The organism is Turicibacter sp. KK003 (assembly GCF_037014675.1).
In the GTDB taxonomy this organism is placed as follows: domain Bacteria; phylum Bacillota_I; class Bacilli_A; order MOL361; family Turicibacteraceae; genus Turicibacter; species Turicibacter faecis.
The window spans coordinates 1050276-1073609 of the sequence record NZ_CP142738.1; the positions used below are offsets into that span (position 1 = coordinate 1050276).

General features: G+C 36.2%; 18 protein-coding genes and 3 tRNA genes. 19 read left to right on the plus strand and 2 right to left on the minus strand.

All coding sequences use genetic code 11. From position 1 onward, the window contains the following. Nucleotides 1-23: 23 nt before the first annotated feature. The gene (locus VXM77_RS05300) at nt 24-689 is read left to right on the plus strand and encodes a Crp/Fnr family transcriptional regulator (protein ID WP_161831686.1); all 666 of its coding nucleotides are present in this window, start codon (nt 24-26) and stop codon (nt 687-689) included. Between the two features lie 124 nt (nt 690-813). Beyond that, on the plus strand, nt 814-966 hold the full coding sequence (locus VXM77_RS05305) for a hypothetical protein (RefSeq protein WP_172676248.1): 153 nt from the start codon (nt 814-816) through the stop codon (nt 964-966). 34 nt (nt 967-1000) lie between these two features. Here VXM77_RS05305 and VXM77_RS05310 read toward each other — a convergent pair whose 3' ends face one another. Next, nucleotides 1001-3193, minus strand: coding sequence for an ATP-dependent helicase (locus tag VXM77_RS05310; protein WP_338507304.1), 2193 nt, complete (start codon nt 3191-3193; stop codon nt 1001-1003). Nucleotides 3194-3341: 148 nt separating this feature from the next. Between VXM77_RS05310 and VXM77_RS05315 the strand changes: the two genes are divergently transcribed. The 4 genes from VXM77_RS05315 (at nt 3342) to VXM77_RS05330 (ending at nt 6752) form a co-directional block, all read left to right on the plus strand. Beyond that, complete coding sequence (locus VXM77_RS05315) at nt 3342-3722, plus strand: zinc ribbon domain-containing protein (protein WP_161831688.1); 381 nt, start codon at nt 3342-3344, stop codon at nt 3720-3722. A gap of 112 nt (nt 3723-3834) precedes the next feature. Then, complete coding sequence (dcuC, locus tag VXM77_RS05320; protein ID WP_161831689.1) at nt 3835-5190, plus strand: C4-dicarboxylate transporter DcuC; 1356 nt, start codon at nt 3835-3837, stop codon at nt 5188-5190. Nucleotides 5191-5304: 114 nt separating this feature from the next. Next, complete coding sequence (locus tag VXM77_RS05325) at nt 5305-5871, plus strand: hypothetical protein (RefSeq protein WP_161831690.1); 567 nt, start codon at nt 5305-5307, stop codon at nt 5869-5871. Between the two features lie 149 nt (nt 5872-6020). Next, nucleotides 6021-6752, plus strand: coding sequence for a hypothetical protein (locus tag VXM77_RS05330; RefSeq protein ID WP_161831691.1), 732 nt, complete (start codon nt 6021-6023; stop codon nt 6750-6752). 869 nt (nt 6753-7621) lie between these two features. On the opposite strand, the gene VXM77_RS05335 is transcribed toward VXM77_RS05330, so the two are convergent. After that, nucleotides 7622-7708: transfer RNA gene (locus tag VXM77_RS05335), tRNA-Leu, on the minus strand. Between the two features lie 307 nt (nt 7709-8015). Here VXM77_RS05335 and VXM77_RS05340 point away from each other — a divergent pair. The 13 genes from VXM77_RS05340 to VXM77_RS05400 all read left to right on the plus strand — a co-directional run bounded on the left by VXM77_RS05340 (nt 8016) and on the right by VXM77_RS05400 (nt 23333). After that, entirely contained in the window at nt 8016-8405 is a 390-nt protein-coding gene (locus VXM77_RS05340; RefSeq protein ID WP_161831692.1) for a hypothetical protein, read from the plus strand. A 142-nt stretch (nt 8406-8547) separates the two neighbouring features. Further along, a tRNA-Arg gene (locus VXM77_RS05345) sits at nt 8548-8624 on the plus strand. A 21-nt stretch (nt 8625-8645) separates the two neighbouring features. Then, nucleotides 8646-8722 (plus strand) — tRNA-Arg (locus tag VXM77_RS05350). 89 nt (nt 8723-8811) lie between these two features. Next, a complete protein-coding gene (locus VXM77_RS05355; protein ID WP_161831693.1) occupies nt 8812-9765 on the plus strand; it encodes a hypothetical protein in 954 nt (317 codons plus the stop codon). An 81-nt stretch (nt 9766-9846) separates the two neighbouring features. Next, entirely contained in the window at nt 9847-11130 is a 1284-nt protein-coding gene (tig, locus tag VXM77_RS05360) for a trigger factor (RefSeq protein ID WP_161831694.1), read from the plus strand. Between the two features lie 182 nt (nt 11131-11312). Next, complete coding sequence (clpX, locus tag VXM77_RS05365; RefSeq protein WP_262950432.1) at nt 11313-12539, plus strand: ATP-dependent Clp protease ATP-binding subunit ClpX; 1227 nt, start codon at nt 11313-11315, stop codon at nt 12537-12539. 214 nt (nt 12540-12753) lie between these two features. Then, a complete protein-coding gene (gene lon, locus VXM77_RS05370) occupies nt 12754-15078 on the plus strand; it encodes an endopeptidase La (RefSeq protein ID WP_161831696.1) in 2325 nt (774 codons plus the stop codon). A 12-nt stretch (nt 15079-15090) separates the two neighbouring features. Next, nucleotides 15091-15711: a ribosome biogenesis GTP-binding protein YihA/YsxC gene (yihA, locus tag VXM77_RS05375; protein ID WP_161831697.1), complete on the plus strand. Its 621-nt coding sequence runs from the start codon at nt 15091-15093 to the stop codon at nt 15709-15711. 377 nt (nt 15712-16088) lie between these two features. Then, entirely contained in the window at nt 16089-17021 is a 933-nt protein-coding gene (gene rsmH / locus VXM77_RS05380) for a 16S rRNA (cytosine(1402)-N(4))-methyltransferase RsmH (protein WP_161831698.1), read from the plus strand. 18 nt (nt 17022-17039) lie between these two features. Beyond that, nucleotides 17040-17393 (plus strand): cell division protein FtsL, encoded by a 354-nt coding sequence (locus tag VXM77_RS05385; RefSeq protein WP_161831699.1) that lies wholly within the window; start codon nt 17040-17042, stop codon nt 17391-17393. A 174-nt stretch (nt 17394-17567) separates the two neighbouring features. After that, complete coding sequence (locus tag VXM77_RS05390; RefSeq protein WP_338507310.1) at nt 17568-19727, plus strand: penicillin-binding transpeptidase domain-containing protein; 2160 nt, start codon at nt 17568-17570, stop codon at nt 19725-19727. Nucleotides 19728-19952: 225 nt separating this feature from the next. Beyond that, complete coding sequence (locus VXM77_RS05395) at nt 19953-21860, plus strand: stage V sporulation protein D (RefSeq protein ID WP_161831700.1); 1908 nt, start codon at nt 19953-19955, stop codon at nt 21858-21860. Between the two features lie 21 nt (nt 21861-21881). Then, nucleotides 21882-23333 (plus strand): UDP-N-acetylmuramoyl-L-alanyl-D-glutamate--2,6-diaminopimelate ligase, encoded by a 1452-nt coding sequence (locus VXM77_RS05400; RefSeq protein WP_262953727.1) that lies wholly within the window; start codon nt 21882-21884, stop codon nt 23331-23333. Nucleotide 23334 lies beyond the last annotated feature (1 nt).

Sequence of the window (23334 nt, forward strand, 5' to 3'; positions counted from 1 at the left end):
CTGTAGTAAAGGGGGCAATGAAGGTGAACAATCATCCGCTATTAAAAAAGATGTCTATCGAATCACTGGAAAAGCTAAATGTACAAATGGAAGAAGTACAACTTCAAAGAGGGCAATCACTATTTTTTCAGGCTGAGGTTGCCGATTATGTTTATTACGTTAATCACGGGATGGTCAAGGTTGTAAGGGTGTCGGAAACAGGACAAGAAAAAATTCTTTCGCTGTATACAACAGGACAATTTCTGGCATTAAGTACTTTATTTAATCCTCCGCATTTGTTTCCCGCGACTGCCGTTGCCATTAATCGGGCACGAGTGATGAAGTTACCACGGCAAGTGTTAGAGGAAGGGGTGTTATCAACAAAAGAGGCGACCTATGAATGGTTTCGATATCTGAATCGTCGATTAGAAGGGATCCAACAGCTAGCGACCGATCAAGTTTTTATGGGGGCGGAAGAGCGTCTAAAAAAATGGCTGTTTAATTTATTGAAGCAAGAAACGCAAGGATCTGATGGATGGATTGAAGTGATTGTTCCGATTTCTAGGCAAGAAATAGCTGATTTATTAGGGATTCGTCGTGAAACATTGAGTCGTTTATTGAAAGACTTGAGGCATTTAGGTTTTGTAGATGTTCAAGGAAGAACGTTTAAAGTTAGTCGTTTATGGTTAGCCAATGATTTAAAAAACTAGATTGGAAAAGAACGCCTTAAATTCGCTCAATCACAATGACGATTATTCTAGGTTCGAGTGTGTAGTTTAGAGGTATGAGTTGTTGGCTTTTGTTTATACTATGAGGGAAAGCGAGGTGATTCGCATGGCTAAAAAAGGAATGCGTCGTCCAGATCCTAGTGAACCTCATGGAACTGAAAGCAATAAGAAAAATAAACATCCTAAAAACGATATGCCACCTGTTCCAGAAATTCAGGGAAAAGCAAAACATGGGCATGTTAAAGCGGGACGTGTATAAAAGAAAGGTCTATCCGTGTAATGGATAGACCTTTTTAAGAGGACTTTAAAGTAAGATTTCCGTTTGATACCGTAATTTTTAAACTGATACGTTTTTCTTGTTTGGATGAATGAAATTGAATAGTAGCAATTTCTCCTTCACGGTCCGTAATAATTCCGTCACCAAATTGTTGATGAGAAATTAATGTTCCAACCGTATAATCATCTAAATTAACTAAAGACCCAGGTAAAATTTTCAAATCATTTATTTTCTTACCGTTTAATGTACGTTTAGTAGATTCATTGGATTGGAATTGTGGATTAGGATTCAGGATTTTATGGACTTCTTTGATAAAGATGGAGCGATCAAAAATCATGTTATGCTTACTAGAAATACTCAGAAGGTATAGCTGGTGACGCGCTCTCGTCATGGCTACATAAAAAAGTCGTCGTTCTTCCTCAAACTCTGCATCATCTTTTAAAAGGTGTTGAGTAAGCGCGTTTGAAGAGGGAGTTATTCCATCCATGCAGTCGATCAGAAACACGGTGTCAAATTCTAATCCTTTTGAAGCGTGGAAAGTGAGCAGGCGAACGGCATTTTGAGCAGATGTTATATTTTGATGGCTAAGGCGATAGAGATGAGATAATCGATTCAAAAATTTATGGACATCGCTCGTTTCCGTTGCGATACCTTTTAATGTTTCAATGATAGCAATTCCCTGGGTATAAGTACGCTCCTTTTCATCCTTTAAAAATCCCTTTTTTACCAAATAGGATTCATAATCAAGGGAATCCAAAATATAGTTAATGGCTCTTCTTGGTGGAAGAGTGATTATTTTTGGAAGAAGGAGTTTGAATTTTCTAATTTTCTTTTGCTGGAAGGTCGTTTTAAAGGTAACTTCCTGGGTTAGAAAGTCAAGGTATGAGTTTTTAGTCTGCGAAAGTGCCGCTGAGATCGTGGCGGCCGATAAATATAGCACCTTTGCAATGCGTTTAAAAGCTTCGGCATCTTGAGGATAAAGAGACAAGTGAAAAAAGGCGACGATATCTTTAACAATGGGATGTGAAAAAAAGGAGATACGTCCCTCTTGTAAACAGAAAGGTAATTGATTTCGTTCTAAATGTTCGATGAGTGAGATAGCAGAGACATTTTGCCGGTATAAAATTGCCACTTGATTAAGATTATTTATTTGCTTTAGTTGTTCGATGAGATAATCAAATTGTTCGCGTTCATTTTGAAAATGATGAAGAATGGGAAGGGGACCCTTTGGATTAGGGGTTTTAATCTCCTTAGGGTACCTCTCGGTATTAGAACTAATAAATCTAGACGAAAGGTCGACAATGTCTTTGCTAGAACGAAAATTATCGGTTAAATAGATAAAGGTTGCCTCTGGATATGTTTTTTTAAAATCTAATAGTTGTTTGGGGTAGGCACCGCGAAACGCATAAATACTCTGATCGTCGTCGCCCACTAAGAAAAGATTATTTAAAGGGGCCGCAAGTAGTTTAATGAACTCGTATTGAATTTTCGAGGTATCTTGAGCTTCATCAATTTGAATATGAGTATATTTTTGTTGATAAAAATTTCGTAAGGAATCATGGTTTTTTAAGATGTAAAAGGCGGTTGTTAACAAATCATCATAATCGAGAAAATGGTGGGCTTCTTTTTTTGCTTCATATGCCCGATAAATTTGGATAAATAATGCCTGTTCCTCTTCGACGTATTGCTTGATTTCATTTGTTTGACTCGGAGAAATCATTAGATTTTTTAGAAGACTAATTTGTCCAGTTAAGGTCTCATATTCATCATCGCTTAAATAACGTTCGGTTTGTTCAAGGTAGATGGCAGAAAGGAGTTGTTTTTTATTTATGTGAGATGGTGCGGTCGACTCAATAAATTGGTAATGCGATCCGGTTATTTTTTCGAAGTGTCGAATAACGTGAAAGGCAAAACTATGAATAGTGGAGAATTTCACGTGAGAGGCTAACGTTGGAAAAAGGGATTGGAAACGCTCATTCATATCTTTAGCTGAAGCCTTAGAAAAGGTTAAGGCTAAAATTTGATGAGGTGAAACGTTTCCCTTAACAATTAGATTGGCAAGCCGAATGACAGTGACTGTCGTTTTTCCACTTCCAGGACAGCTAATAACGCAGGTCGGTCCATCTAAGGCTTCAACCGCCTGTTTTTGTTCAGGGGTAAGTGTTATATTGTAATTATCAAGTAAATAAACGCTTAGTGCATCAGCCATTTATGAATCCTCCTTTTAAATGTAATGGTCTTTCTTTTATTATACAAGAAGTTTAAATTTTTGACTTCTTCTTATGTGAAATATCATAGGAAATATGGACCAAATAGTGATTCGCTTAATATGATAATGTAGGGAAGAAGGTGATGATGTGGCTTTTTGGGATGATCTACAAAAAACAGTATCTAAAACGGCCGAATCAGGTCTTAAACAAACAAATAAATGGTTAGAGATTGGGAAGCTAACAATGTCATTAAATGCCGCAAAGCTTGAGTTAAACGAACTATTTGAGCAATTGGGTGAATTTGTTTATACGAATAAAGTAACAGATCTCTCACATTCTGAACAAGTGCAGGAACTTTTTCATCAGATTTCATTACAAAAATCAAAAATTCGAAAAATACAAGTAGAGATTAACCAAGTGAAACAAATTCGGGCGTGTGAAAATTGTGGTTATGAATTGAGTGAAAATGATAAATATTGTCCGCAATGTCGGGCCCCTCAGTCGGATAAGATTGATTGGCATTTATAAAATAAGGTCCTTCCAAGGAGAAAACTTCTTGCGAAGGATTTTTATAGCATTTTTTGTAGTATTTTAGTATAATAAGGTTATTTATAGGATAATTGAGAAGGGAAGATGAGATATGATTATCGTTTTAATCACCTTATTGGTACTAATGATCGCTGGTTATTTAATTAAAAAGAAGGTTGAGATTAAGTGGGTAATGTTTTTCAGTGGGATTCTTTTAATGATTTGCGCCATTTTTTTACACATCCCGCTTTTAACGGAAGAAAAAAGTAGCGGTGTTCCATTTTTTGATTTATTTAAGTTGATTGGAGAAGTGTTTACTAAGCAATTAACAGGGGCTAGTTTTATTTTAATGTTATTATTCGGTTATACTGCCTTCATGAGGGAGATTGGGGCTAACCAAATGACTGTTTATTTATTTAGTCGTCCTTTATCAAGGCTTAAATACAAGGCGTTATTAATTCCATTTTTTTATTTGATTGGAAATGTTTTAGGGCTAATGATCCCAAGTGCTTCTAGCTTATCAGTTCTCCTGATGACAACAGCTTATCCAATTTTAGTTTCGGCAGGTGTTTCTCCACTCAGTGTTGGGGCTGTCATTGCAATGGCCGCTACGATTGCACCGACTCCATTAGGTGCAGATAATATTTTAGCGGCGGATGCACTTTCAATGGACGTAGGGACATACGTTTTTGATTATCATGCGAAAGTTTCATTACCCGTTATTTTAATTCTAGCGGTGATTCACTTTTTTTGGCAACGATTCTGTGATAAGAGGGAGCAAGCGTCAGGCTTTTCATTTAAATCCGAAATTATAGAGTCAGGTGTGGGGGCTACTTGTGTCCCACGATTTTATGCTATTTTACCAATGTTGCCGTTAATTATTCTCATTATTTTTAATGTCATTTTAAAGAAAGTTAATGTGGGAATGGTTGAGGTCACATTGTGTTCTTTTGTCCTTGCCATTTTATGTGAGGTTATTAGAAAACGTTCAATTCAACATGGCTTTGAATCTATTCAATGCTTTTTTGATGGGATGGGGGTTGGATTGACGACCGTTGTTATTCAAGTTATTGCGGCGATGACATTTGTTGAAGGATTAAAGGTAATAGGGGTGATTGATTTCCTGACTGGAGAAATTCATCAATTAGCAGGAGCTAGTTTTATTCTAATGTTATTTTTCTGTTTGCTTGCGTTAGGAATTGGTTTACTAAGTGGAAGTGGATTAGCTCTTTTTTATGCCTGTGTTGAGTTTATGCCAAGTTTTGCTCCATTTGTCAATCCGTTAATGTTGGCTATTCCTATGCAATTTGTGTCTCATTTAGTAAAAAGTATTTCTCCTGTTTCACCAACGGTTATCATTATTTCATCGATGTTGAAGGTTGCGCCGTATCGATTAGTGAAGCGGACCATTGTTCCGTCGATTATTGGAATGATTTTATCAATGCTTCTTTCTTATCTGTTGTTTTAATGAGTTAGGTAAAAAGATGGATTAATTGATAGGTTTAAGTTCCATATCCTTTATTTTTTCATATAATGCATTAAAGAGGGTTATTAACCCTGAAAGGATAGAGGGGGGATTATAATGCTTAGAGTTAATCGAACCTTTTTATTTGTGTATGACCTATTGATTGCCCTAGCATTTTTAATGCGCTACATTGTAGTAGGTCCTGTTTTATTTAATGAAGTTTGGTGTTACTATGTTGTCTTGGTGTTGACAATAATAGGTCTTATTGTGTTAAACTATATTAATTTTAGTCACCCGACACCACTTGAAATCGTAGCTTACCATGTGAATTTAATTATGAGACATCCATTGGGGCAAGAAACCAATAGAGAATATGATAAACAAAATAAACTATACTTAACGGAGCGTTTTATTGATAGCGAAAATTATCGATTTTTCTATTACGAGGATTGCTGTGCTAAAACGGACCAATATAGACGGATGAAAATTAAATTAGCACTTGGAAATCAGACGTATAATAAGGCTTCAATCATTATAAAAACAATGGATGAACAGTATATTCGCTTTAATATGATTAAACCAACAGAGTGTGCGCCACTAGCATTTCTTTATGAATGGGAACTCGATGAAATAGAGTATAGTGATCGAGCAACTTTTGAGGAAATGGTGCGAGGGGAAAATTAAAAAACGATGGGTAGATGTTTTCTACTCGTCGTTTTTTTATTATTAGAAATAGGGGCGACAAATGAAATAAGGTGCCTTTTGATTTATTTAGTTTCGTTAGGCGAACGTTTTGCATATAGTAAAGTAGATTGTAAAAGTGAGGCGATAAGATGGAATATGGAATTAGTGGGTATCAATCCGATTATCGGTACGTTAGAAGTGAAGTTGTTGAACTTGCCCATGAAAGTATATCACTTGCAGGGAATGGGAAAGTAGACCAAATTTATTTGCTTGGTATGAAGGAGGGGGATCAGTTAATTTATCATGATATAACGCTTGTTATTGAAAGTGGGGTAACTAGCGAAAGAGAATTTTACCCTATTCCGACGTCAAAGGGGATGGGGGGAGGAATTGACTTAGTTGATTTTTCCCATAACGGGCAATTAGATATCGGTGTCTACATCTTTAGTGGTGGAACGGGAAACCAAGTGGATTATTACATTTTCTTTAATCACGAGGCGAAAATGATGCTCGGATTTAGTAATAAGATGTTAGAGGAGAAGCTTAAATTTCAGGTATCGTATTTACCAAATTATCAGGTTGAAATTAAAAATTTAAATACACAGGAAGTAACGGTAGTAGATGTCTCTAAGCGAAGTCAAGATTACCTTGAAGCTATTTATAATGAAAAAGGTGAGCTGAAACAGACATTAAAAGGGGTCGTAGCGCCGGTTAGTCGTTCGAGTGCTATTAAAAGCCAGGATTCGCTACCTGGTCATGATCTTGTTTTAACGCAACGAATTCTAGGTCGCTCACATAATGATACATTAGGATATGTACACTCATATATTGGCTTTAAGAAGGGGAGTTATTTCGTTTATCGAACATCCATTTCACAGTAATAAAAAATCATAAAAAGATGGTGTAAAATATAAAAAAAAATAAATACTAAGGATATGACATTTTTGTAGGGGAGTGATTAATATGACGATAGAAGCTTTTATTTTTGGTGCCATTTTTGAAATGTGTATTACTTATTGGATTTTAAGTGAACTCTTTTTTTAACTTTTGAATTGAATACTTATAATAAGTAGGTGATTTTAGAAAAATAAAAATGATAACATCAAAGAATCGTATGTTTCTCCCCCTTATGTAAATTAACTTTACAGGAATTTATATTTCATGTTCTATTATAGGGCGCTGCTCATAGATTGACTGGCGTTCCTTTTTTTGTATGATTTGATAATAGTTGGATCGGTTAATGAGTGTTTAACGAGATAAACGCGATGGGGTGAGAAGGATAGAATAAGAAAAAGACCTCCCGATGACATCCCCTAGAAGGGGAGTCTCTGAATCAGGAGATCTTTTTTAAGTGACAGTATAGTGGTGTAAAAAATGTAATATGGTGTGGTAAATTTAATAGTTTATAAAAATAACTGTATAAAATGGATAGGAATACTTTTAAAAAGTAGAGAGAATGTAGGAGAATGATAAGTTATGGATAGGAAATTGTATTTGTAAATTAGAATGAATAATTAGAGTTATTCTACTGTCCTTAATCGACTGAGGATACCGAAAGTGATTAAGTAAATAGATCTTGTTAATAAAAGTGTAGGAAGGTTGGATGTTTGAATGAATAGGATGTTTTTAAGATGGATGTTTGAATTGGTATCCTCAATATAATCTATGAAGGCGGGGAGAAAATGTCTGTATAATCGCCCTAATGCAAAAAAAAACACCCTTAATTACTCAGGGTGTTAGTTAGCAATATTGGTACCAGTGGCCGGACTCGAACCGGCATGAAGTAAACTTCGGTGGATTTTGAGTCCACTGCGTCTACCAATTCCGCCACACTGGCATTTACAATTTAATTATAACATAATTAGATGATTAATCAAGCTAAAAAATCAAAAAAAAGAAATATAATACAACAGCGGATCCATTTGCATCCATCTCAGTTTATGAATTAGACTTAGCATTTAGTTTAATGAAGGGGAGGATGATTTTTAAGTGGAGTCGCCTCGAAAATCAAAAATAATTTAATTTATCTAAAGTATTCATCTTTTTAAGCTTAGTTACGTATGATTAGGTGTAAAGCGCTTTCTAAAGGGCAGGGAGGAGGAATATGAAGAAAGTGCGACTAAAACCATTTGGGGGGATTGACGATGAACGTCTATTGGAAACCTGTAGTAAATCAAATGATGATTGAGGATGGTTTTAATCAACAGTTACAGGAGGTGGAAGATAAGATTATAGCGTGGAGTAGGGGTGAACTTTCGTTGACAGGGGATTTACTTGAAACCTTTGTTAAGGATAAGGTGAGCGACTATAAGAACTCATTTGTTAAAATTGTAATGCCGTTTCAGACAGAAGAGGAGTGCCGACGCTATTTAAATGATTTCTATGAAAAATATGTTGATGTCATTCATATGTTTCCTTGTGATCCGTGGGCATGGATTTATAAATTAGAAAGTATGACGTATGGAGAATATGACATTCGTTGTATTCATGTTCCAACGTTAGAAGGGGCATATAAAGCTCATCATCTTGTTTAATTAAAGGGGGAATAATTCCCTCTTTTTAATTAATAACAAACATAATGGCTCTAATGTTTGAAGAAAAAAGAAAAAAATTGTTAAATAAGGCTTTACAAATGAAACTAAATGATTTAGAATAAGTTGTGTAATTGGAAAACATGTCTCGGTAGCTCAGCTGGATAGAGCAACGGCCTTCTAAGCCGTCGGTCGGGGGTTCGAATCCCTCCCGGGATGCCATTTCATTTAAATAACTATTAAGTCTCGGTAGCTCAGCTGGATAGAGCAACGGCCTTCTAAGCCGTCGGTCGGGGGTTCGAATCCCTCCCGGGATGCCATTTAACGATAATGATGGACTACACTAAGTAGTTCTTTTTTTGTATTTTAAGCTGCTTTCTCTGTAAGCAGTAAAGAGTGAGGGGTAAGAGTGGCCAAAATTTATGAATTACAGACTAATTATCGAGCGAAAATTGAACAATCGATTGAGTTGATTGAGAAGGGGTATATTGATCAGGCTATTTGCTTGTTAGAGGACTTCTTAGTATCCGTTACATGCGTTGATATTGGGACAGAAATAAAAAAACAATTAATGTCGGCCTATACACTAAAACGTGAATTTGATGCAGTCGATCGATTAATTGCTTCTATTTTTGAAAAGAAACGTTTAGATTTAACGATTGCTGCACATGATATATTGGTTGCTATTTTTCAAAACCAAAAGGAAATGCGACAACAAAAAGAAAATTTTTACTTTAATCAGTTATCATCATTTTCTATAAAAAATTTAAAGGAGCTAATGTACTCTTTAAAGGATTATTATGAGAATTATTGGTATGAACAGATAGTGAAAAAAATAGATACCCTTCAAACCGGGACTAATTTAAAATTGAAATTCTCTATTATTTCAGATTTATATGAGGTTGAAGAGGAGCGATTAATGCCATTCACCCATGTATTAGAAGATATAACCAATAGTTGTGAAATTCCTTTTGTTAAAACAGCGTTATTTGAATTGATGAGTCGTAAAAATTTACAAGGTGTCATTACCTTTAAAGCTAATGGAGTTACTAGGCGTGTTTTAGCAGAGCCAGCAGTTTTAAAAAAAATGGAGAGGTGTTATGCCTATGCAATTGAACGATTAGAGATGTTAAAGTTAGACGAGTGCATCCAGGAAGAGCTGAAGCAATTACTTGTGTATTTTTATCAATACTCATTTCCTTTTATAGATGATTTTTATGAGGACGACGTGATAAAGGAGTTGGCCCAGCAAGTTTTTGGGTTAGATTTAGAGGGGTTGAATAGCTGTGAAACGGCTCCAACAAATCCTGACATTACATACAAAATGAGTCAGTATATCCTAAGTTTATCATCATTAATGTAGAAATTAGAAAAAGGCTATGTTATAATTTAGAAGTTGTTACAAGGATGTAAACGAAACGTTTATTAATGGAGGTTAGAAGAAATGGCAGTTAAAGTTGAAACAATTGAAAAAAATAAAGTAAAATTAACAATTACTCTTTCAGCAGAATCATTTGATAAAGCATTAGACGCTGCATTTAAAAAGGTATCAAAAAATTTACAAGTTCCAGGATTCCGTAAAGGGAAAGTACCACGTCCAATGTTTGAACAAAAATTTGGGGTAGAAGCTTTATACGAGGACGCATTAGATGCAATCTTACCTCAAGCTTATGTAAATGCAATTGAAGAAACAAACATTGCTCCTGTTGCTGCTCCAACATGGGATATCAAAGAAATCGGAAAAGGTAAAGAGTTAGTAGCTGAAGCAACAGTTGTTGTAAAACCTGAAGTTGAATTAGGACAATACACAGGAATTGAAGTTGAAGAGTTATCGACAGAAGTAACAGAAAAAGACGTCGAAAATGAATTAGAAAAATTATTACAAAATCATGCTGAGATTGTTGTTAAAGAAGGAGCTGTTGAAAACGGAGATACAGCTGTTATCGATTATGAAGGATTTAAAGATGGTGTTGCCTTTGAAGGTGGAAAAGGTGAAAACCACCCATTAGTGATCGGTTCAAACTCATTCATTCCAGGATTTGAAGAGCAATTAATTGGAATGAAAACAGGAGAAACAAAAGAAATCAATGTGACATTCCCTAAAGAATATCACGCAGCAGATTTAGCAGGTGCTGATGCAACATTTAAAGTTACTTTACACGAAGTGAAGACTCGTGAATTACCAACTTTAGATGATGAGTTCGTAAAAGATTTAGATCGCGAAGGAATTGAAACAATTTCAGATTTAAAAGCGGACTTAGAAAAAACATTAAAAGATCAAAAAGAAACAGCAGCACGCAACCATGTTATTGATACAGTTGTTGAAAAAGTGACTGAAAACGCAAAATTTGAGATTCCATCTGAAATGATTGATTCAGAAGTTGCTCAAATGGTTCGTGAAGCCGATCAACGTTTCCAAATGCAAGGATTTAATTTAGATTTATACTTCCAATTTACTGGAATGGATATGGATAAATTTAAGGCACAATTACGTCCTGAGGCAGAAAAACGCTTAAGCTACAATTTAACATTAGAAGCAATTGTAAAAGCTGAAAATATCGATGTAACTGAAGAAGAAGTTAATGAAAAATTAGCAGAAATTGCTCAAGCTTATGGACGTGAATTAGAAGAGTTAAAGGCTCAATTACCAAGTTTAGCGATGTTAAAAGAAGATTTAAAAGTTCAAAAAGCTGTTGACTTTATTGTTGAAAAATCAGTTCGCAAATAATAAGCTTTTACACACACAAACACATTACTTTTAATGAGGCGCGGATATTCGTGCCTCATTTTGCACAATATACGCTATTGCAAAAAATGTCAAAAATAGATGTTAATAAATTAGTAAGGCACTGAATATATTGGTAGTGGTTACTCAATAATGAGATTTGTCACTGTATGGAGGTGTAAAGGATGAATAATATTGATATTACCTGCTCATTTTGTGGGAAAAGTCATGATGAAGTCAATAAAATAATTGCCGGACCGGGGGTTTACATTTGTGATGAATGTATTCAGATGTGCTCGGAAATTATTGAGAATGAACAGTCAGATGAATTAAGCGAAGAGTTTAAAACTTTACCGAAACCAAAAGAGATTTATGAATTATTAAATGAATATGTAATTGGTCAAGAAGCAGTGAAAAAGGTGCTAGCTGTAGCGGTTTATAATCACTATAAGCGCCTAACTTCAAATCATGAAGGTGACGATGGAGTTGTAATCTCAAAAAGTAATATCTTATTGCTTGGATCAACGGGAAGTGGAAAAACATTACTCGCACAAACACTAGCTAAAGTGTTGGATGTTCCGTTTGCTATTGCAGATGCAACGTCATTAACGGAGGCAGGGTACGTAGGAGAAGATGTTGAAAACATTTTACTTCGTTTATTACAAGCCGCTGATTTTAATGTTGAAAAAGCACAACGTGGAATTATCTATATTGATGAAATTGATAAAATTGCACGTCGTTCTGACAACCCTTCAATTACACGAGATGTTTCGGGTGAAGGGGTTCAACAAGCATTGTTAAAAATCTTAGAAGGTGTTGTAGCAAATGTACCACCACAAGGTGGGCGTAAGCATCCAAATCAAGAGTTTATCCAAATCGATACAACGAATATTTTATTCATGGCAGGTGGGGCTTTTGCCGGAATCGAAGAGGTTGTAAAACGTCGTATTGGTAAAAAAGTTATTGGATTTGGGGCAGACTCAGTCGCTAATAATATGAGTAAAAAAGAAATCTACAGTCATATTCAGCCGGATGATTTATTGAAATTTGGTTTGATTCCGGAGTTCATTGGTAGATTTCCAATTATCGGTGCGTTAAATCCATTAGAGGTGGAAGACTTAGTACGTATTTTAACAGAACCGAAAAATGCATTGACAAAACAGTATAAAAAAATCTTCCAAATGGATAATGTTTCTTTAGAGTTTGATGAAGGTGCGATTTCGGCCATTGCAGAGAAGGCGGTTGAGCGTAAAACGGGTGCACGTGGATTACGTTCAATTATCGAAGCTATTATGACGGATGTTATGTTTGAAATCCCTTCAACGGATAATATTGAAAAATGTATCATTACCCGTGAAGTAATTGAACATAATGAAAGACCAACATTAGTTTTTAAAAATGATGTAGCATAATGTGTATTTAGTCATATATTTGAATGGATTTGTGCTATAATAAAAGGTAGAGTAAGGAAGCTAATAGCTTCCTTTTCTATATTAGTTAAAATATTCGCTTAGGAAATACGGTCATCGTTTTAATAAACGGAGCTATTATGATAACAGAAAGTTTTAAGATTTTCGTTATTGACTAAAAGATGTAGTGTTAAAAGTACTAGTGAGGTGAGTGGAAATGAGAATAGATGTAAACAACGTTGAGGTGCATACACTCCCTGTGTTACCTGTTCGAGGTGTTGTTTCATTGCCTAATACGGAGGTTCGTTTAGAGATTGGTCGTTTACAATCAATTGAAGCTCTAGAGGTATGCGAAGCGAATGGGAATTATGTAGCGTTAGTTTCACAAATCGATCCAAATGTTGAAAGACCGCAAAGTGAAGATTTATGTCATTACGGGACTATTGCCAAGATTACAATGAAAATTAAACTTCCAAACGGACACTATAAAGTGAAGTTTAACTCTATTACTCGTATTGAGATAGAGGAGTATACGCAACTCGAACCATATTTTGAGGCACGAGTACAAACAATGCCTTCTTTATTAACGAATTCTGACAAAGAGGAAGCGATGCTTCGTTTGTTAAAAGAGGAGATTGCCGAGCATGGTAGTTTATTGTTTGCTCATCCAACCGATGTCGCTTCACTTATCGATGAGGCTGAAAATGCGATCGCTATCACGGATATAATTGCTTTTTATTTACGTATTTCAGAAGAAGATAAAATGAAATATCTTTCAATGCCTTCAGTTGAGGACAGATTATCTGCTCTTTTAAAAGAGGTTGAGAAAGAAAAACATATTGCTCGATTAGAACTGAAAATTAATCAGGAGGTTAAGCGAGCGTTAGATGAACATCAAAAAGAATTTTATCTAAGGGAAAAAATGAAGGCCATCCAAAAAGAGTTGGGTGACGAATACTCGAAAGAGGCAGTCAGTGAGGAGTTTAGAGAAAAAGTCCAATCACTTGGAATGCCGCATGCTGTAAAGGAAAAAGCGTTAGAGGAAATTAAACGTTTTGAAATGCTACCTGCTAATTCTAGTGAATCTGGTGTGGTGCGAACTTATTTAGAATGGTTAGTTGCCTTACCATGGAGTGTTCAAACTGAAGATAATAAAGATATTCTATTTGCGGAGGAAACGCTCAATAAGCAGCATTATGGACTAGAAAAGGTGAAGGAACGAATTTTAGAATATTTAGCGGTAAAAACGATGACGGGTAAAAATCCCTCAACTATCCTATGCTTAGTCGGTCCTCCAGGGGTTGGGAAAACTTCGTTAGCACGTTCTATTGCAGAGGCCTTGGGTAGAAAGTTTGTCAAGGTTTCTTTAGGGGGCGTTAAAGACGAATCTGAAATTCGAGGGCATCGCAGAACTTATCTTGGAGCATTGCCTGGACGTCTTATTCAAGCGATGAAAAAAGCGGGAACAATAAATCCTGTTTTCCTATTAGATGAAATTGATAAGATGGCCAGTGATCACAAGGGAGATCCCGCTTCTGCGATGCTAGAGGTTTTAGATCCTGAACAAAATAGTCATTTTAGTGACCATTATTTAGAAGAGGAGTATGATCTATCACAGGTTCTATTTGTGGCAACAGCCAATTATTTAGAGAATATTCCGGCTCCTCTTCGAGATCGTATGGATATCATTCACGTGGATAGTTATACTGAGCAAGAGAAGTTTCAAATTGCCATTCGTTATTTAATTCCACGACAATTAGAAATACACGGGTTAACTGCTCATCAATTAACGCTTACGGATGAGGTGGTGATGGAGCTTATCCAACACTATACGCGTGAAGCAGGGGTTCGTCAGCTTGAACGATTGATTGGTTCAATTTGTAGGAAAACGGCTAGAAAGCTTTTAGGTGAAGGAATTGACCGCATTCATGTCGATTCTATGATGTTGAAAACGTTATTAGGAAAACACAAGTTTACTCATGGATTACTTGAAGAACAGGATCAGATTGGGGTTGTCACTGGCTTAGCCTACACGCAATTCGGTGGCGATATTTTACCAGTAGAGGTAACCTATTATAAAGGGACAGGTAAAATGGTATTGACTGGTAAACTAGGTGATGTGATGAAAGAATCGGCACAGACAGCAATTAGTTATGTGCGAGCAAATGCGGAGCGATTAAACATTGATCCCCTTTTATTTAAGGATCATGATATCCATATCCATGTTCCCGAGGGAGCGACTCCGAAGGACGGACCATCTGCAGGGGTAACAATGACGACCGCTCTTGTATCTGCATTGTCGAAGAAACCTGTTAAGCGGGAAGTCGGAATGACAGGTGAGGTTACATTACGTGGTCGAGTTTTACCAATCGGTGGCTTAAAGGAAAAAACAATTTCAGCTCATCGTGCGGGATTAAAAGTTGTTATTATGCCAAAAGATAATGAAAAAGATTTAGAAGATATTCCAAAATGTGTTAAAGATGAAATGATATTTATTCCTGTTTCTACAGTAGATGAAGTTTTACAGCAGGCGTTACGATAAGGTGTGAATAATATGCAAATTAATAAAGCAGAATATGTAAAAAGTTGTGTTCGAGCTGATCACTATCCAACAGATGGATTACCGGAAATGATTTTTGCGGGGCGTTCAAACGTTGGAAAATCATCATTTATTAATTCTCTAACCAATAGAAAGCACTTAGCCCGTGTTTCGAGCCGTCCAGGGAAGACACAAACATTAAATTTCTACAATATAAATGATGAAATGTATTTAGTAGATGTTCCAGGGTATGGTTATGCTAAGGTTAATCGTTCACTAAAGGAATCATTTGGACGAATGATTGAAGAGTATTTGGTTGAACGTGAGGAACTCATTTTAGGAGTTTTACTTGTAGATTATCGTCATAAACCAACACCTGAGGATATTGCAATGTATGGATTATATAAGTATTATGAAATTCCAACATTGGTGATTGGTACAAAAAAAGATAAAGTTAATCGCAGTCAGTACAAAAAACAAGAAAAGCTTATTAAAGAGACCCTTGATTTTGATGAAGATGATGTTTTTGTTGCTTATTCATCTGAAACACACGAGGGGCGTGAAGAAGTTTTAGAAATTTTTGAAGATTTAATCAAACAATACCACGAAATTATAGTTGAAATGGAGCAAGAATAAAATTAAAATAAAAAACGGTATGAGTTCAAGTGAAGGATGAGCTCATGCCGTTTTTTAGTCCCTTATAAAGTTGATGTAGGAGTCTTTCAGTGTTATAGGGGCTAGGGAGCGGTCAAGTTAGTGATTTTACTTTTCGATGGATTAAAACGGGTCGGCATGTTGAGCAATTTTAAGTTAAGTGATGGGAAGGAACATTATATGTTGAAAATGGGATTGATAGAACTTTTTTTTCTAAATACGGTAAATTTTATTTTAAATTTAGGTTATATACGGTATAATTAGTTCTGAAAAGTGGATATAAGAGCCTACTTAGTTAGGATTATAAATAATATTTGTATCAGTTTAAGAGATAAGTTGATTTATAGGAGGGTTCAACGATGTTCAATCACTACTCAGTCTTACTTCATGAATCAATTGAAAATTTGGCTATTAAAGAGGATGGTATTTATGTGGATTGTACCTTAGGTGGTGGCGGACACAGTAGCGAGATTTTAAAGCGTTTAAAAACAGGTCATCTTTACTCATTTGATCAAGACATGTTTGCTATTGAAAATGCGACAAAACGACTAAAGGAAATAGGGGATAATTTCACCATTATAAAAAGTAATTTTGTCCATTTAAAAGAAGAGTTAAATGCACGTGGGATAGAGAAAATTGACGGAATTATTTTTGATTTAGGTGTTTCATCTCCACAATTTGATACCCCTGAGCGTGGGTTTAGTTATAACCACGATGCAAAATTGGATATGCGCATGGATCAAGAGGCCAGTCTATCTGCCTATGAGATTGTCAATGAGTGGGAGTATAAAGATTTAGAATTTATTTTTCGCGTCTATAGTGATGAAAAGTTTTCAAAACAAATTGCTCGTGCAATTGAGCGATACCGTGAAAAACAACCCATTGAAACTACGTTTGAATTGGTTGAGATTATCAAGTCCGCTATTCCAGCTCCGGCGCGTCGTAAGGGTGGTCATCCGGCGAAACGAACGTTTCAGGCATTAAGGATTGCTGTTAATGATGAATTAAAAGTTTTTGAATATGCCTTAAAGGATGCGATGGATATGTTAAACGTTAATGGCCGTGTTGCCGTTATTACGTTTCATTCGTTAGAGGATCGAATTTGTAAGCATATGTTTAAAAAACGTAGTGAATCGAAGGATATTCCGCGGGGATTACCGATTATTCCGGAAGAGTTTCAACCAGAATTTAAAGTGATAACACGGAAACCTATCGTTGCTAATGAAGGGGAGTTGGCAGAGAATAATCGTTCACATTCAGCTAAGTTAAGGGTAGCTATGCGTTTGAAGTAGAATAAGGGGGAGAATTAGATGAGTCCATTACAAAGAAGGATTGAGCATCATGAAATACCAAAACAAAAGGTAGCGTCAACGTTAAAGAAACAAAAGGTAAAGAAAAAGGGGTTATATTCTTTACAGGGATTGATTGGGATTAGTTCAGTCTTAGTTTTTATGCTTTTGATTGGTCAATTATATTTAGATGCGCAAATTAATGAGATTCACTATCGTGTTGAAAAGAAAAAATTAGAAATAGACCAACAAACGGTAGTGAATGAAGAGTTATATTCTAAAATTTCAGAACTATCTACTTATTCAAGGGCAATGGAAGTTGCCAAGAATAATGGTTTATCAACCTATGAAAACACGATTACGATTGGAGAGTAGCCCTGGTTACTCTCTATCTTTGTAATCACGCTATAAAAATGTAGTTTATCAGCTGTAAAAATCTTTGGCTTTGATATAGGAGGGAATGCCTGAATTAAAGTAAGTGATAGAGCTATAGTGTGCTTTATTTGTTAATCCAAACTGGAGAAATAATGATTGATGGGGTTGGTGTAGGTGAAGAAAAAGAAACAAAGACAACAGTTGAATAATACGGGAAGAAAGTTAATTTTCGGAATGATGATTACCTCTGGAATCCTGTTTGTTTATGTAGCAGGGTGTTTTATAAAAATTGCAGTTACTGGTGAAACAAGAGGCATGGATTTATATGAGTATGCCTTAGAAAAGTACTTAGTTGAAGATGTTGTAACAGGACGGCGAGGAACATTATATGATCGTGATGGAAACGCTCTAGCTGAACAGTTAACATCCTATACTTTATATGCTAATTTATATAGAGAATATGGGGATGTGGTAGAAAATATCGAAGAGACGGCTGAAAAGTTGAGCACAGTTATTGATTTAACAAAGGAAGAAATTGTGGATGTGCTATCTAGGGAAGCTCGTCAGGTGGAATTTGGAAATGCCGGTCGTCAATTAACTTATTTGCAAAAAGAAAAAATTGAAAATTTAAAATTGAGCGGAATAAAGTTTCGACAAAACAATAAGCGTTTTTATCCTAACGGTGTCTTTGCATCACATACGCTCGGATATACTAAATTGGATGAAGAGACCGGGACGTTGACAGGTGAGATGGGATTAGAATTATCACTTAATGATTATTTGACAGGAACGGATGGCCTAGTCCAATATATTAAAGATAAAAAGGGGTATTTACAGCCGAATAAAACGGAATATGTTATTGAACAAGCTAAGGATGGATACGATTTTTATTTAACATTGGATGCCACCATCCAAACCTTTTTAGAAGAGGCCATGGATAAGGTTTGGGAACAAGCTAATCCGAGTAGTCTGGTGGCTGTTGTTGCCAATCCAAAAACAGGGGAAATTTTGGCGATGGGAAATCGATCGAGTTTTGACCCAAATATTCGAGATATAGAAGGCTATAACAATCCAGTAGTTTCCGAGCCTTTTGAACCAGGTTCAACTATGAAAATATATACATATGCGGCAGTGATTAACGAAGGAAAATATTCTGGGGGACAGTTATTTGAATCTGGTTCGAGACTCGTTAATGGCTCAACGATTCGAGATTATAATACGACATGGGGAACAATTTCTTATGATGAAGGGTTTTATCGATCATCCAATACGGCTATTATTGATATGTTGACTCACTGGATTACTCCGGATGAAAATATTGAGTATTTGAAAAAGTTCGGGTTTGGTAGTCAGGTAGGATTGCCATTGCCGTTAGAGAGTGCCGGAACATTACCAAGTCAACGAGATTCGATGCAAAAAATTACGGCGGGATTCGGGCAGGGGATGTTAACAACTCCAATTCAACATATTCAAGCGATTACCGCTATTTTGAATGAGGGGCAAATTGTTAAGCCTCAATTAATTTCTAAAGTTTATGATTTAAATACTGAAAAGGAACTTTATCAATTTACTCGGGAGTTAGGTGAAAAGCCAATTACTGCTGAGACAGCTGAACAGGTCAAGCAGTTGATGGTAGGAGTAACTGAGAAGGAAACAGGATCAGGTCGAATTGCCTATTCGTTAAATGGGTTTACGAGTGGTGGGAAGACAGGGACTGCTCAAATCGCCGATGGTGCAAACGGGTATTTAGCAAATGATTATGTTTATAGTTATATCGGTTTTGCTCCGGTAGATGATCCCAATCTTGTCATGTATGTAGCTATGAACCAACCAGAGACGGGAGGACATGATCAATTAGGAAGTCTTTATCGATTTGTTATGCAAAATTCGCTTATTTATTTAGGGGCTGAGAAAACCCCGATGGTTGATATTTCGGATTTCTATCAAAATTCGACGGTGCCACAATTAATGAATGAACCCGTAGAGACTGCGGTAGAAAAAATAGAACAGGCAAATTTAACGCCCGTTGTTATCGGAAGCGGGACACAGACGTTTGCTCAATCACCGAAAGCTGCATCTATCGTAAGTGCATCAAGTAAAGTTTTTATACAGACCTCAAAAGAGTATGAGTTACCTGATTTTATTGGATGGACAAAAGATGAAGTGGTTCAGTTTGCAATGTTAACAGGATTAGAGGTGGATTATGAAGGTGAGGGGTATATTATTGATCAATCTGTAGCAGCGGGAGAAATGGTTACAGATTCATTAAAAGTGACGCTTACATTGTCTAAAGACGCTAAGCCATCTATGGATTCATCTAATTCTTCTGAATAAGGATAAAAAAGGACGACTGTTTCTAAATCACAGTTGTCCTTTTTTATGTGCACCCTAATGCAGAGTAAGAAAAATCATAAAATGGGAATTTATTTAATAAAGTAGAATAAATAAGGTTTTAAGATAAGGATTATGTATTTACTTGAAGATGTAATCATATAGTTACTATGGACGTATAGGAAGTAATAAATGAATCTTAAGACTATTTAACAAGGGGGATAAGAGATGAAACAGTCTGGAGTTATCCAACGACGATTGGTCGTGTTACTCTCAATTATTTTAATTTACTTTATCGCGCTCATGATTCGGTTGGCTTATTTACAAATTTTTGATTCGCAAACCTTAGTTGATCGGGCGGAGTCGTTATGGTCAAGGAATTTACCAATTGAAGGGCAACGCGGAATTATCTATGATCGTAATCACGATGCTATTGTAGAAAATGTGGTTGCTCCCTCAGCAATTGTTATTCCACGTCAGGTGACAGATGTGGACCATACTTCGGAGGTACTAGCAGAGATTTTAAACGTGAGTGTAGAGGAAGCGAAGAAACACGTGACAAAAGGGGTTTCTATTGAACGGATTCAACCCGAAGGACGTAAATTGTCGTTAGAACAAGTTCAAGCGATTCAAGAAGCGAATTTAGACGGTGTTTATCTAGTAAATGATGTGAAACGTAGTTATCCTTATGGAAGTTTATTAGCGCATACACTAGGGTTTACAGGAATTGATAATCAGGGGATTACTGGACTAGAATATGTTTATAATGATTATCTAATGGGGGAGAATGGAGTGTGGAAATATTTCTCGGATGCAAAGGGGAATTTTTTACCACAGTTTTCTGATGATTACTCGTTAGCTTCCCGTGGTTTAGATATGGAATTAACGATTGATTTACACTTGCAGGAAATTCTTGAACGGGAATTTGATAATGCGGTGGCAAAGTATAGTCCTGATCAAATGATCGGTTTAATTATGAATCCAAAGACAGGCGAAATTTTAGCTATGTCATCACGCCCAACGTATGAGCCAGAAAATTATCAGGAGTATGATCAAGAAATTTACAACCGTAATCTTCCAATCTGGTCAACATATGAACCAGGATCAACCTTTAAAATTGTTACATTTTCTGCGGCGCTTGAAGAAGGCGTTATGAAGTTAGAAGATCGTTTCTTTGATCCGGGATATGCAATTGTTGATGGTGTTCGTATCCGTGACTGGAAAGCAGGGGGACACGGGGATCAATCGATGCTTGAGGTAATTATGAACTCATGTAACCCCGGATTTATTGAATTAGGTCAACGCCTTGGAAAGGAAAAATTATTTGAATATATTAGGGCTTATGGATTTAATGAAAAAACGGGCGTTGATATGTTAGGGGAATCGCAAGGTATTATTTTCAATCCAGATAATATTGGGAATGTTGAGTTAGCAACTTCTTCGTTTGGACAAGGAAACTCAGTGACCCCTATCCAATTAGTGACGGCGGTAAGTGCTGCTGTAAATGGTGGAAATTTAATGCAGCCATATATCGTTAAGCGAATGATTCATCCTTATACAAACGAAATTTTATATGAACGTGAGCCTTCAGTGAGACGCCGAGTGATTTCAGAAGAAACATCTGAAACGATGCGCTATGCATTAGAAATGGTAGGGGCACAGGGAAGTGGTAAAAGTGCTTATATAGATGGGTATCGTGTCGGTGGAAAAACCGGAACGGCACAAAAGGCTAAAGACGGCGCATATATTAGCGGGGAGTATATCTTATCTTTTGTTGGAATTGCCCCAATGAATGATCCTGAACTCGTTGTTTATGTTGCAATTGATAATCCGAAGAATACCATTCAATATGGTGGGGTTGTTGCAGCTCCAATAGCACGCTCTATTTTAGCAGAGGCACTTCCGTATATTGGAGTGAAACCGAGCGAAGAACAAATTGAAAAGAAATATTTATGGACAGATACAAAATATGTAGCCATTCCAGATTTTGTGGGTAAGGAACCAAAAGACATTGAACCATCTGCTCTTTATAAAATTGAATATTACGGGGAAGGGTCTAAAGTTATTTCCCAACAACCAGAGGCATATTCCCGAACAATCGAAGGTGGGACTGTCCGATTATATTTAGGAAATTAGGAAAGGATAGGAGGAAGTCGTATGAATTTAGTAGAGATGAGTGAGTTGTTAGGCATTCGATTTACGGGTGAGAATCAATTAATTTCAAATTTAGCCTATGACTCACGAGATGTGAAAGACGGAGGCGTTTTCTTTGCTATTCGAGGACAAGATCAGGATGGTCACGATTATATTGAAAAGGCGATAGAAAATGGCGCCATTGCAGTTGTAGGGGAGAAGGATTTAACGTTAAGTATTCCTTATTTTCAAGTTTTTAATACGAAAAAAGCCTTAGCCGTTATTTCTAATGAATATTATGAAACACCATCAAAAGACATTAATTTAGTAGGGGTTATTGGAACAAATGGAAAAACAACAATCACCTATTTGATTCAACATGTGTTTGAATGCTTGGGCATCAATAGTGGGTTAATTGGAACAAACGGATCGTGGGTTGGAAGTAAAAAGAAGGCTACGCACACGACCCCAATGAGTTTAGATTTGAATTATTTATTAAAGGATAGTGTTAAAAATAATTTACAATATCTTGTAATGGAAGTTTCCTCACACGGAATTAAGGAAAATCGGGTGGATCAAATTCATTTTGATCGCTTGATTTTTACGAATATTACACCGGAACATTTAGACTATCACAAAACATTTGAAGATTATTTATTCACTAAAATGAGACCTTTTGTACAAATGAATGATTACCAGGATCACCGAATGGCCATCATTAATTGCGATGATGAGCATTCAGATTATTTTATTGGAGTAACTAATGGACGTATTTTAACCTACGGTTGTCGCCCGCAGGCTGACTTTTATGCAGAGGATATTGTTTACGCCATTGACCATACTACCTTTTCGCTTTATGTGAAGGGAGAATTTGTGAAGCGTGTAAAAATCCCCTTATTTGGAAAGTATAATGTTTATAATGTTTTATCAGTTATTGGTTATTTTTATTCGTTAGGTTATCCAGTGTTGGAAATTATTCCTTTTATTGAAAATGTTTCATCTGTCGAGGGGCGCTTTGAATATGTGCAAACCAAAAACGGGGTGACGATTGTTATTGATTATGCTCATAACCCAGATGCGATTTTTCAAGTATTAACGAATCTGAATGTTATTTCTCAAGGTGAAATTATCACTGTTTTAGGAGCAGGGGGAAATCGTGATAAAGCTAAACGTAAAATCATGGGTAATCATGCTTCTACATTATCGGATTATGTCTTCTTTACAAGTGATAATCCACGTAATGAGGATCCATTAAGTATCATCTATGATCTTTTGTCAGGGACAACTCACCGTAACTATACGGTTATTGTGGATCGTAAGCAGGCGATAGAAGCGGCGATTGAGAAGGCTAAGCCTAATGATCTAGTCGTTATTTTAGGGAAAGGCCACGAAAAAACCCAAAATATTAATGGTAAAGTAGTTCCTTTTAATGATAAAATAGTCGTTGAAGAAGTGATTAGAAAAAGGGGTATATAAT